The sequence below is a fragment of the Nocardia sp. NPDC051833 genome (assembly GCF_040681225.1).
Taxonomy (GTDB): Bacteria; Actinomycetota; Actinomycetes; order Mycobacteriales; family Mycobacteriaceae; genus Nocardia.
Map to the genome: position 1 here is coordinate 733,149 of NZ_JBFAYK010000002.1, position 11,123 is coordinate 744,271.

An 11,123-nucleotide genomic window follows, 5' to 3' on the forward strand; every position below is an offset into this window, starting at 1 on the left:
GGATCGCTGTTCGCCGCGGTCAACGAGGAAGATCGCCGCCGGAGGAAGGCTCCTCGGCAAGATCCTGGAAGCGCGTGAGCGCGAGCTCGTAGGCATCCTTGGCGACGTGATTGCCGCCCGCGAACGGCCGATCCAGTTGGTAGACAGCCAGAATCACCGCACCAATCACCAGCCCGAACAACGCGGTCATCAGGACGCTGCGCTTGGTGACAACGACACCGGAGAAGACGGTGCCGAACAGCAGCATGGCCGTGGCGAACCACAGTGCGACGTAAAGAAACCCGGGCAAGCGATAGCCAGCGTCCAGGCCGCGATCGAAGCGGGCGTCGGTGATCGCCGCGACGGCAGCGGCGGTCTCGTCCTGGTCCGCCTTCTCTTCCGCGCTGGCGGCGGGCACGGAATCCACCGCCTCCCGCAGTTCGTCCAGCGTTGCCTGCGTGGACGGGCTCAGCCGCCGCTGTTCGTCCATGACCTGCCACTCCTCGTCGATCACCTGCCGGGTGTAGGCGGTCACCAGCGTGCGGACCTTCTCACGATCCGCCTCGGGCATGGCGTTCGCGGCCTCGTAGACGTTCACCAGGGCTTTGCCCTCCGACACGGTGTGCGCGTGCGAAGTGTCGTACTGCTGCCACAGGATCACCACCACGAACGCCACGATGGCGGCGAAGAACATGTTGACCATGTCCAGCATCATCGAACCGGCACCGGAATCGTCGTCGTGCCGCCACGAGGCAGGCCGCACCCGATCCCCCAGTACGAAGATTCCCACCGCGACGCCGACGAACAGCGCCAATACCGCCAGCTGCAACAGAATTCCAGGCATTCCGCGACTCCGTTCACGCCGGGGGTGGAAGCGATCACAGAGTATTCGCGGTGGACACACGGTTGGATTGCGTCCCGAATCCCTTCCACGCCACGGGTTTACAACCGAGCGGTCGCTTTCGAGACCTATCTGTCGTGCTTGCCGACCAGGCGTCGCGTGGGGCCGAGGGTTTTCATGGTGAACGCCATCGCCGCGGCCAGGCCGGTCGCGCCCGCGAGTGCCAGCGGCATCGGCGACTTCAGTGTCACCAGTCCGAAGAGGAAGAACACGCAGGTGGCCAACATGATGATGGTGTTGGTCAGATCCATGCTCGGCGTAGTCGTTGTGCGATTACGTGAGTTGGTCATACAGAGAGGGTTGACCATCGCGGCCGTTGCCAAACCGTGACAGTGCAATCGGCCACAAAATCCGGTCGACGCGGCCGTCAGATAGCGGGCCGGGCGCCCTCGATCCAGCCCGCGGGCCCCTGCACCTGCAGCCCGCCGACCTCGTCCTGCGGCAGGAGCACCAGGTACCCGTAGTCCTTGTGTGCGCCCTGGTCGTCGCCGGTGGTGTCCCGGCCCGGGTAGTGAATGATCTCGAGGTGGGTCGAGGCCTCCTCGTCGAACCACCGGTCGAAGTAGCCCTCGTCCTGCCCGAGCGCGACGGCCAGGGCGCGCAGCACTTCCCGGCTGACCCGCAACGCCTCGGCCTGCCACGCCAGGGTGACCGCACGCAGGTGCGGCACCGCGACCGGCCACTGGTTCGGCCCGATCAGCCGCTCCCAGGCCGGTCCCCCGGCCGGCCGCACGGCCCGCTCGGGCCCGATGTCGATCTGTTCTCGCCGGTCCGGCGCGCCCGCCGTGTATTCGTGTCCGGTGCTGGTGTAGCCCCGGAACTGCGGCGAGTGGATGGTGGCGATCTCCCGCCGCTGCTCGACCGGCAGGGCGAAGAACTCCCGCGCGACCGCGAACACCCCGTCGGTGAGCACCGGATCGACCCCGTGTCCGACCACGTAGAAGAACCCGATCTCGTGCGCTGCCCGGCGCAGCTCATCGAGAAAGACGGCGCGATCGGTGTCCGGGCCACGGAACCGCGAGATGTCCACGAGCGGCAGACTGGAGGTCACGAATCCCGAGTCTAGGTCGGACACCGCCCCTGACAAGGCCTTTCGTTCACCGTGAACCCAGCACCCCGGTCATTCCGCGCGCCGGGATTCGACCCCGCGGTCGCGCCTGGCGCGGATCAGCACGACACCGTATCGCCGGACGAGTTGTCCAGGCGCACCCCCAGCACCCGCTTCAACTCGCCGACACTGTCGGCACTGGGTGTCACCACATCGCGCTCCCACCGGCTGATCTGGTTGCCGTCCCTGATCCCGATCCAGTCGGCCAGCTCCGCCTGCGTGAACCCGGAGGCCATCCTCGCCGCCCGAATCGCTTTACCGATCGTGGACATGGTCTCCCCTCTCTCTCGATGCCCTCGGCGGACCGCATCGGCGGCGGGTGTCCGTCGGCGAACACTCGCTCTCCTGAAACGGTCTCGCGCAGCCACATTCGAACGATAAGGGCGAATCCGCTGTCGAAAGAGACTGTGACTGCACGGCAACTGACTGTGCACGCACAAACTCGAGCGCCCGCCGCGCACCGGACGTCGGCTATTCCGGTGGGGTGTCCGCGGCGGTGGCGCTGCGGCGCCAGTCCCGCGGTGTCATCCCGAATGTTTCGCGGAATCGGCGGGCGAAGTGGGCGGGGTCGCGGAAACCCACGGCACCGGCCACCGCGGCGATGGACCGGTGCGCGTAGCCGCGGTCGATCAGCATGTCGCGGGCCCGGACGAGACGTTGTTCGATGATCCACTGCTCGAGGCTGATTCCCGACTGGGCGCAGACCTTGTACAGGTGCCGGACGGAAATATTGTTGGCGGCGGCGATCCCGGGGATCTTCAAGGTCGAATCGGAGAGGTGGTTCCGCACATACCCGAGGACCTGCTCGATCAGCAGTTGGTCCGGGATGGCGGCGCCGTCGCCCGGCCCGCGACCGGCGGCCGAGATCAGCAGCGCCCGAACCATTTCCAGGCACGACTCGCCCACCGAGGCGGCGGCCGGATCGGCTTCGAGCTGGTCGGCGACCCGGACGAGGTGCTCGATCTGCGCCGTGACCATCGGGTACAGCGGCGACGCCGCCAGCCGCCCGTGCGCCGCGGCGACCGTTTCCACGGAGATGCCGAGGCGTTGCCTGGACAGCTGCAGACACAGTGTGCCGCCGAGTCCGTACCAGCCGGAGGCGAAGGTGGTGGCCAGGTCGATCACTTCGCAGGCGCCGGGTTCGATCAGCGTTTGCGCGCCGAATTGTTCGTGCCTGCGGAGCTGTCCGCTCTGCACGGTCACCGTCAAGGTGTCGCTGGGCGTGGATCGCTCGTGTCGGCTCGTTCGGCGGACCTGGTGACCGGAGACCTCCGAGCGGGTGAGCGCGATCGGACCCAGCATCCAGGACTGGTGCCTGCTGACCACCTCGGCGGGCGCGTCCCACATCTGCAGGTTCGCCCCGAGGTCGGCTTCCTGCAGGATGGCGGTGACCGCCTCCCGCCGGTCCGCCGGAGCGAAATAGTCGGAGTCGATCAGCACTGCCATGGACGATCTCCACTTCGGATTCTCGCCGGGCGGTGGAGGCCCTCCCGTCACCGGCCGTTACGCGTCTCGGGTGGTGGCACATCGGACCGGGGCGATTGCCCGCGGCCTGTAGTCGGCGATGTTATCGCGCCATGACGCGCCCGGAGCCCGATTCGGCAGGGTTCCACCCCGGCTTCACCGACCCACGATGGCGGGTCCCTTTGCCGCGGTTGACCGTAATGCCAGAATTCGACGTTCGGCGGGTGTCGCTGTCGCAGCCCATTCCGGCCGTACGGCCGCATACGTGCACACGTCGCGCCACCGGCCCTGGGTTCGGTAGAGCTGCCGCAGCCGCGCTTCCGGTGTCAAGCCCACTCCCGACATCACCTGGTCCATGACCGGATGATCGTGCCGGTGTCCCGCCCATACCCGGTGGATCCCGAGCGGCCCGAAGGCGAAGGCCGCCATGAGCCGTCCCGCCTCGATACCACCCGCCCGCAGCGCGCCTTCCGGAATCACGACCAGGCCGCCGATCATCGCGTTGCTGCCGAAATCCTCGACCAGCAGGGCGATGGTGCCGACCATGGTGTCCGCGTCCGGTGGTGTGATCGCCAGGGTGTACTTGCGGCGCGGGGTCTCCCCGCGCGAGCGCAGGGCGGCGTCGAACGACGCGGCCGCCGCCGGGACACCCATGCTGTCGGTGCCCATGTATCGGGTCAGGTTCGGGTCGGTGAAGATCCGCTGGTAGACGCTCAGGTCGCCGGCACGCAGATCCCGCAGCCGCAGCCGCGGGCCGACCAGTTCCACGTCGCGCAGGTCGATCGTCAACGGACCTCCTCCATCACGCGCGCGAATTCCGGAGCTGTCCACGGGCTCACCGCGGGAATGAGCTCGTCGAGGTCGATATAGTGGCGCCCCGAGGGGACGTGCTCGCCGAGCAGGATCCGGCGAGCCGTATCGGCCACCAGCGCGCCGCCGAGCATCACCCCGGAGGCGAGTTGCGGCCAGCTGGACAGGCTCCGGCCGATCTCACCGACAGCGGCGCGCATCGTCGCACTCAGCCGTGGCTCGTCGACCACGGTCAGCAGCAGCGACAGTTGTTCGCCCCGAGTCATTCTCGCGACATCGGACGCGGTCGACCCACCGGTGCGCCCGTGGAACAGTGGCCGGTGGGGTTCGAGATCGAATCGCTCCACGTCCAGCAGGCCACGATCGTTGGTGTCCATGAGCACCGGGACGGCACGATGCCGCGCGTATTCACGAGCGGCGAGTTTCGCCCATACCGTGTCGCATTCCTCTACCAGCAGATCCAGCGGCCCGGTACCGCCCATGCCGTCGAAGAACGGCCCGATCGACTCCTCGGTCAGCCCGTCCGTGAACACCTCGATATCGAGATACGGGTCGATCTCGAACATCTGCCGTGCCGCCAGCACGGCCTTGGGCACCCCGAGGTCATCCACCGCGGCCCGCAGCCGGTTCAGATTCGACAGCCCGACGGTGTCGAAGTCGGCCAACCGGAACGATCCGCCGACCCCTTCCATCGCCAGCGTCACCGCCGCGCTGTTCCCCACCGACAGCCCGACGACACCGATCCGCCGCTGGCGCAGCTCTCGCTGTTGCGCCCGGTCGATCTTGTTGCGATTCCGGTCGGTGCGCACCCGCTGGAATTCGTCGCGCGGCAGGACGTGCACCAGCCGGCCGTGCCACGGATAGAACACCCACGTTCCCCACCGCCACGACGGCATCCCGTCGCAGATCCGCTGCCGGGACACCGCCAGCGAGGCCGGCGAATGGGTGACAGCGGGGTCCTCGCAGCGGATCAGCTCATCGAGCTGATCGTCGATTGTGTCGTGCACGGCCCCGACCGCACTCGACGCCGCCAGCGCTGCCAGGTCTCGCAGTCCCGCCGGGCTCGACGCATCGAGCAGCACGGGGCGGAAATGCGATGTTGCGTCGCCGGGCGTGAGCACCGCCGGACGCGGAACCGAGCTGTACCGAACCATGTGCGCGCGAACCTCCGACCCTCGTGAAACGAACGGGCACCCGCTCGCCTCTGTCGACCAGGACGCGCAAACAATACATACAGCACACTTTCAGCTAACACATCTTCGGTCCACCGGCATGGCGCGCGAGAACCTGGCCCAAACTGGGACGATGACCAACAGGGCCGCCACGGCCGGGCGACCCGTTCCACCGCCGCTCCCCCGGCTCGCGATGATCCCGCAAGCATCGATTCGGGGCCACCGGCGACCACCGTTCACCGCCGACGATCGCCACCCAACCGCCACCCCGATCTGCCGTTGACGCCGGCGGACGTCACCGAGATCACCGGGCTCGGCCCGCGCGTGCTCCAGGCAGGATTCCAGGTCGTGGGGTATGGCTGAGCGCCTATGTGCGGGGCGTGCGATCCGACCGGGGTGCCGAGCGCGCGGACGGCCATGACGCCCGACGCGGCTGCCGGACGCTTCATTGTTATCGATCACTCTGTCGATACTTCGGCCGCACCAATTGTGCAATCAGCACGCAGACGAAAGTCGTTGCCGCACGCGCATACCGCCGGAAGTGTCGATTGCCCGGACCGGCTTCGCCGTAGCCGAAGTGTCGATTTCGAACTAGCCAATTGGTTTTCGATGTGACCCGCGTTACGGTCGACATGTTCGTTCCGATGCGGCATCCGCCGGGCGAACATTCCTTCTCCCTTTTGATCAGGAGCACCCATGGCAATTCAGGTGACAATCGACATGTCCGCCAAGCCGGGCCGTTACGACGACCTGCGGAAATGGTTCGTCGAGCATCTGGCGGGCACCCGTAGCTTCGCCGGCAATATCACCGTGGAGGTCGCGCGCAACCAGGACGAGCCGGACCGTATCCTTTTCGTCGAGAAGTGGGATACCCGGGCGAATTTCGAGGCCTATCTGGCCTGGCGCGAGGAATCCGGTGTGATCGCCGAACTCGTCGAGATGCTCGAGGGCGACATCACCTTCCGCTACCACGATTTCATCGGCGTCTGATCGTTCCGCGCAGCGTCGACGATGACGAATCACAGAACGAAGCTCGCCACCGCGCTCGCGGTGGTGCTCCTGGCCGGCGCCGGCTCCGTCTGCGGTGGGGCGGCGGCGGCACCCGGGCAGGACTCCCGGTTCCTGCTCATGGGCGGGACCGCCTCCGGCGATGTGGCGGTCCTGCGGATCGCCGGCGACGGCGGGTTGTCGGCGGTCGCGGGCTCCCCGTTTCGCGCCGGGCTCGGCGTGCTGTCGGTGGCGACCGCGAACGGCAGCCGCAATGTCTATGTGACGCAGGTGGGTTCGCAGCGCGTCACCGGATACCACCTCGGCAACGACGGCACGCCGCGGCCGATTCCGGGTGGGGAGGTCGCGATCAGCGGCGGACCGGTGGTCACCTCGATCCTCACCCCCGACGGCAGCCTGCTGTTCGTCGGCGCGGGCGGCGCCCCCGGCCGCCTCAGCACCTTCGCGGTCGCCGCCGACGGCGCACTCACCTTCCTGCGCGAGACCACGGTCGCGGGATTCGCGGTGTTCCCGATGGTCACCGTCGATCCGGACGGCCGGTTCCTGCGCTTCACCAGTGCCGCCGATTCGGCGATCCACAGTTACGCGATCGGTGCGGGTGGCGAGCTCACTTCGCTCGGTGATCCGGTTCCCGGTGGCAGGCTGCCGGTCAATCCGGGGTACACCCCGGACGGCAGGTTCGTCTACGTGAGCAACGAGCAGGGCAGCAATGTCTCGGGTTTCGCGATCGGTGACGACGGGCGCCTGACCCCGACACCGGGGTCGCCGTACGCCACCGGCGGCATGCCGCACGCGGCCGAGGTCACCGCGGACGGACGTCGCGTCTACATCCCGGAGGTGGCGGGCGCGGCGGTCGCCGGCTTCTCGATCGGCGACGACGGCGCGTTGTCACCATTGCCCGGTTCGCCGTACCGGGCACCGGACGGCTCGTTCCCCGGCCTGGTGAAACTCGCCGACGACGAACGCCATCTCTACGTCGCCGACTGCCTGCCCGCCACGCTGACTACGAAGGTCCACACCTTCGACGTCGCCGCGGACGGGAGCCTGTCCCGGTCGGCACTGCCCTCGGTCGACACCGGAACCATCTTCGGCGACGGTCCCATCCTGGTGAAGACACCGTGACGACGTCTGCCCCGCACGAGGATCGCCCGTGCGGGGCAGACGCGGGGTGACGGGGCTACGCCACGGCCGGGATCAGCCGGCCAGACCCTTGCCGAAGAACTCGTCGAGCTTCTCCACGGCCGGGGTGACGTACTGGTCCACGTCGTAGAGGGCAACATGGCTGGCGCCCTCGACCACGAACAGTTCCTTCGGCTCGGCGGCCTTGGCGACGGCCTCCTCGCTGAAGTAGGCGGTATCGGCCACCGAGCCGACGATCATCAGCAGCGGGCGCGGGGAGATCATGGCGATCTTGGCGTACGCGTCGAACTGGGCGATGCGGTCGATGCTCTGCAGCGGCCACTTGTTCTCCGAGCGCTCGTGCTGCGCGCGCGGCGTGCGGTAGTAGTCGTGCGCCTCACGGAACAGCGCCGGCGCGCCCTCGAGACCCTCGGCGCTCGGCGGCGCCCAGATCTGGTAGTTCGGCTCGGCGCCCTGCGCCTCGGCGGTGCGCAGCGCACCGGCGGCGTCGAGCATCTCCTGCAGGACCGAGGGGTCCTGGGTGCGGCCGAGGCCGTTGCTCAGGTAGTCGCCGATGTCGAGGCCGCTGACGGTGGCCACGGCCTTGATGCGGTGGTCGGTCTGCGCGGCGAACGGCACGTAGCCGCCGGAGGCGCAGATGCCGAGGGCGCCGATCCGGGCGGGATCGATGTCCTCGCGGGTAGTCAGGTAGGTGACCGCGGACTTGATGTCCTCGCTGCGCTGGAAGGGGTCCTCCAGGAAGCGGGGCTCGCCTTCGCTCTCGCCCTGGTAGGCGGCGTCGAAGACGAGGGCCGCGTAGCCCTTGTCGGCCAGCCGCTGCGCGTAGATGCTGGCGGTCTGCTCCTTGACACCACCGCCGGGGTGCGACACCACGACGGCGGGCAGGCGCTCGCCGGTGCGGTTGTCGGGGGTGAACAGGATGCCCGCGAGGCGCAGGCCATTGCTCGGGAAGGTGACGCTTGTGCGCATCAGGCACGATCCTTTCGGTGAGATCTGCTCCGGCTCGAAGCCGATGCGACAACCTTCTCTCCGGCAGATGATCCCGACAATGGGAAAGATTCTTCCTATGCACTGGCTCACCCCGGAAGAAGTACTGTCCGAATTCCAGATCTCACGAAAGAGACGAACACATGACCGGACCGCTCGACGGCGTGCGCATCCTCGACCTGACCTCGAACTTCATGGGCCCCTTCGCGACGTTGCTGCTCGCAGACATGGGCGCGGACGTGGTCAAGATCGAGTCGACGGCCGGCGACACCACCCGCGGTGTCGGCCCACGCCGCAATCCGGGCATGGGCGCGATCTTCCTGCACCTCAACCGCAACAAACGCAGCGTGGTGCTCGACCTCAAGTCCCCCGACGGCAATGCCGCGCTGCAGCGCATGCTGGGCTCGGCCGACGTGCTGCTCTACAGCCTGCGACCGAAGTCGATGGCGCGCCTCGGCCTCGCCTACGAGCAGGTGCGCGACCGCAATCCACGCCTGATCTACTGCGGCACTTTCGGTTTCGGCCAGAACGGCCCCTACGCCGACCGGCCCGCCTACGACGACCTCATCCAGGCCGCCGTCGGCATGCCGGTCCTGCAGAGCCGCAAGTCCGGCCCGCCCACCTACATCGCCACCGCGATCGCCGACCGCGTCGTCGGCATGGCCGCGGCCAACGCGATCACCACCGCGCTCTACCGCCGCGAACGCTCGGGCCGCGGCCAGGAGGTGCAGGTGCCCATGTTCGAGACCTTCGCCCAGTTCGCCATGGGCGATCATCTCTACGGCCATACCTTCATCCCCTCCCTCGGCACCTCGGGCTACGCCCGGATGATGAACTCCGATCGCCGTCCGTACCGCACCCGTGACGGCTACCTGGGCGTCAACGTCTACACCGACAAGCACTGGCACCGGTTCTTCGCGCTGGCCGGCAGGCCCGAGATGTCGCAGGACCCGCGCTTCGCCGATATCGGCGGCCGGACCGAGAACATCGGCCTGCTCTACGGCTTCCTCGCCGAGATCCTCGAGACGAGAACCACCGCCGAATGGGTCCAACTCCTCACCGAGGCCGACATCCCCGCCATCGAAATGAACACCCCGGAGTCGCTTCTCGACGATCCCCACATGAAGGATGTCGGGTTCTTCGTCGAGGAGGAGCACCCGACCGAAGGTCTCCTGCGCTCGCTGGGCATCCCCCAGCACTGGAGCGAGGACGCGCCCGAATTGCGCTATCCCGCGCCGCGGCTCGGCGAGAACTCCGCGCAGGTACTGACCGAGTACGGTTTCGCCACCGACGAGATCGATCGCCTGATTTCCACCGGCGCGGCGTTCACGCCCGAGACCCTGTCGATGCGCGCAGGCGGCTGACCGAGCGAATCCGCGGCGTTTCCACCCGCCACGGGGACCGCGCGGGAAGACCCGTCGGCGAACTCTCCCATATCCTGGCTAACAGGCCGATGACTGTCATATAATATTAAATATAGAACCAATCGACGAGGCTCGACGCCTCGTCAACCTGTCATCCATGCCCCGCATGGAGGGAAAGTGAGAGACCATGTTGCGTTTTGACGGGAAGGTCGCGATCGTGACGGGCGGCGGCCGGGGACTCGGCCGCTCGCACGCGCTGTTGCTGGCCTCCCGGGGAGCATCGGTAGTGGTCAACGACTTCGGATCCTCCGCCGCCGGCGTCGGCTCCGACTCCTCCCCGGCCGACGACGTCGTCGCCGAGATCATCGCGGCGAACGGCAAGGCCGTCGCCAACTACGACAACGTGGTGACCGGCGCCGAGGCGATCGTGCAGACCGCGATCGAGGCGTTCGGACGTCTCGACATCGTCGTCAACAACGCGGGCATCAACCACATGACGCCCTTCGGCCCCGACGCGATCGAGGGCATCCGCAAGCATATGGAGGTCAACTTCTTCGGCACCGCCGCCGTGACGGCCGCCGCGTGGCCCCATCTCGTCGCGTCCGGCGCGGGACGCGTCGTCAACACCGCGTCGCCCACGCTGGTCGGCTTCGAGCACCAGAGCGCCTACGTCGCTTCCAAGGCCGCCATCTTCTCCTTCACCCGCACCCTCTCCATGGAAGCGATCGGGGTCGGCGTTCGCGTGAACGCGATCGCCCCCACCGCCTACACCCGGATGGCGGCGGAGGCGGAGATCCCCGACGAACTCAAGCAGACCCTGGAGAAGTCGATGACCACCGCGATGGTCTCCCCCACGGTCGCCTACCTCGCCCACGAGGACTGTTCCATCACCGGCGAGACCCTGCTCAGCCAGGGCGGCTTGATGCAGCGCTTCGCGCTGTCGATGAACGAGGGCTACAACAACCCCGAGGTGACCCCGGAGGACATCAAGGCCAACCTCGAGGCCATCCTCGACGACTCCACCAGCAAGCCGGTCGGCATCATCGGCTCGGAGAACGAGGGGTCCCTGCTGGACCTGTTCAGCTGACTCCACCCAGACGTCCGTGCCCGGTGAACCAGCTGGTTCACCGGTGATCTGTCCACCCTGGTTGCCGAATTGCAGCAGCGGCCGGTGGCACCGGTGAAGCCGA

The 11,123-nt window shown here is 67.6% G+C and carries 12 protein-coding genes; 4 read left to right on the plus strand and 8 right to left on the minus strand.

The genetic code is table 11. The annotated features are described in order from the left end of the window. Positions 1 to 19: 19 nt before the first annotated feature. The 7 genes from AB0L91_RS21485 to AB0L91_RS21515 form a co-directional block, all read right to left on the minus strand. Positions 20 to 823 carry a DUF4239 domain-containing protein gene (locus AB0L91_RS21485; RefSeq protein WP_365012454.1) on the minus strand — a complete coding sequence of 268 codons (804 nt, stop codon included), beginning with the start codon at positions 821 to 823 and terminating at the stop codon, positions 20 to 22. A gap of 125 nt (positions 824 to 948) precedes the next feature. After that, on the minus strand, positions 949 to 1,170 hold the full coding sequence (locus AB0L91_RS21490; RefSeq protein WP_365012456.1) for a hypothetical protein: 222 nt from the start codon (positions 1,168 to 1,170) through the stop codon (positions 949 to 951). Between the two features lie 77 nt (positions 1,171 to 1,247). Then, positions 1,248 to 1,931, minus strand: coding sequence for a 2-oxoglutarate and iron-dependent oxygenase domain-containing protein (locus AB0L91_RS21495; RefSeq protein WP_365012458.1), 684 nt, complete (start codon positions 1,929 to 1,931; stop codon positions 1,248 to 1,250). A 116-nt stretch (positions 1,932 to 2,047) separates the two neighbouring features. Then, a complete protein-coding gene (locus tag AB0L91_RS21500) occupies positions 2,048 to 2,260 on the minus strand; it encodes a helix-turn-helix transcriptional regulator (RefSeq protein ID WP_071929024.1) in 213 nt (70 codons plus the stop codon). Between the two features lie 199 nt (positions 2,261 to 2,459). Continuing rightward, positions 2,460 to 3,434, minus strand: coding sequence for a helix-turn-helix transcriptional regulator (locus tag AB0L91_RS21505; RefSeq protein WP_357346625.1), 975 nt, complete (start codon positions 3,432 to 3,434; stop codon positions 2,460 to 2,462). Between the two features lie 174 nt (positions 3,435 to 3,608). Continuing rightward, positions 3,609 to 4,241 carry a GNAT family protein gene (locus AB0L91_RS21510; protein ID WP_365012461.1) on the minus strand — a complete coding sequence of 211 codons (633 nt, stop codon included), beginning with the start codon at positions 4,239 to 4,241 and terminating at the stop codon, positions 3,609 to 3,611. Further along, a complete protein-coding gene (locus AB0L91_RS21515; RefSeq protein ID WP_365012463.1) occupies positions 4,238 to 5,269 on the minus strand; it encodes a ThiF family adenylyltransferase in 1,032 nt (343 codons plus the stop codon). Before AB0L91_RS21515 ends, AB0L91_RS21510 begins: the two co-directional genes overlap by 4 nt. An 861-nt stretch (positions 5,270 to 6,130) precedes the next feature. Here AB0L91_RS21515 and AB0L91_RS21520 point away from each other — a divergent pair. Together AB0L91_RS21520 and AB0L91_RS21525 are read left to right on the plus strand one after the other, a co-directional pair. Then, positions 6,131 to 6,424: an antibiotic biosynthesis monooxygenase gene (locus AB0L91_RS21520; protein WP_365012465.1), complete on the plus strand. Its 294-nt coding sequence runs from the start codon at positions 6,131 to 6,133 to the stop codon at positions 6,422 to 6,424. A gap of 21 nt (positions 6,425 to 6,445) precedes the next feature. Then, the gene (locus AB0L91_RS21525) at positions 6,446 to 7,564 is read left to right on the plus strand and encodes a beta-propeller fold lactonase family protein (protein ID WP_365012467.1); all 1,119 of its coding nucleotides are present in this window, start codon (positions 6,446 to 6,448) and stop codon (positions 7,562 to 7,564) included. A 72-nt stretch (positions 7,565 to 7,636) separates the two neighbouring features. On the opposite strand, the gene AB0L91_RS21530 is transcribed toward AB0L91_RS21525, so the two are convergent. After that, on the minus strand, positions 7,637 to 8,551 hold the full coding sequence (locus AB0L91_RS21530) for an alpha/beta hydrolase (protein ID WP_365012469.1): 915 nt from the start codon (positions 8,549 to 8,551) through the stop codon (positions 7,637 to 7,639). A gap of 161 nt (positions 8,552 to 8,712) precedes the next feature. On the opposite strand from AB0L91_RS21530, the gene AB0L91_RS21535 reads away from it, so the two are divergent. Both AB0L91_RS21535 and AB0L91_RS21540 read left to right on the plus strand, forming a co-directional pair. Continuing rightward, a complete protein-coding gene (locus tag AB0L91_RS21535) occupies positions 8,713 to 9,933 on the plus strand; it encodes a CoA transferase (protein ID WP_365012471.1) in 1,221 nt (406 codons plus the stop codon). Between the two features lie 187 nt (positions 9,934 to 10,120). Then, positions 10,121 to 11,020 carry an SDR family NAD(P)-dependent oxidoreductase gene (locus tag AB0L91_RS21540; protein WP_365012474.1) on the plus strand — a complete coding sequence of 300 codons (900 nt, stop codon included), beginning with the start codon at positions 10,121 to 10,123 and terminating at the stop codon, positions 11,018 to 11,020. Positions 11,021 to 11,123 lie beyond the last annotated feature (103 nt).

Excerpts from the sequence above, each read along its gene's own strand:
- AB0L91_RS21490 (WP_365012456.1), bottom strand. The coding sequence starts at position 1,170 with ATGACCAACTCACGTAATCGCACAACGACTACGCCGAGCATGGATCTG.
- AB0L91_RS21535 (WP_365012471.1), top strand. The coding sequence starts at position 8,713 with ATGACCGGACCGCTCGACGGCGTGCGCATCCTCGACCTGACCTCGAAC.
- AB0L91_RS21530 (WP_365012469.1), bottom strand. The coding sequence starts at position 8,551 with ATGCGCACAAGCGTCACCTTCCCGAGCAATGGCCTGCGCCTCGCGGGC.
- AB0L91_RS21540 (WP_365012474.1), top strand. The coding sequence starts at position 10,121 with ATGTTGCGTTTTGACGGGAAGGTCGCGATCGTGACGGGCGGCGGCCGG.
- AB0L91_RS21505 (WP_357346625.1), bottom strand. The coding sequence starts at position 3,434 with ATGGCAGTGCTGATCGACTCCGACTATTTCGCTCCGGCGGACCGGCGG.
- AB0L91_RS21520 (WP_365012465.1), top strand. The coding sequence starts at position 6,131 with ATGGCAATTCAGGTGACAATCGACATGTCCGCCAAGCCGGGCCGTTAC.
- AB0L91_RS21525 (WP_365012467.1), top strand. The coding sequence starts at position 6,446 with ATGACGAATCACAGAACGAAGCTCGCCACCGCGCTCGCGGTGGTGCTC.
- AB0L91_RS21500 (WP_071929024.1), bottom strand. The coding sequence starts at position 2,260 with ATGTCCACGATCGGTAAAGCGATTCGGGCGGCGAGGATGGCCTCCGGG.
- AB0L91_RS21485 (WP_365012454.1), bottom strand. The coding sequence starts at position 823 with ATGCCTGGAATTCTGTTGCAGCTGGCGGTATTGGCGCTGTTCGTCGGC.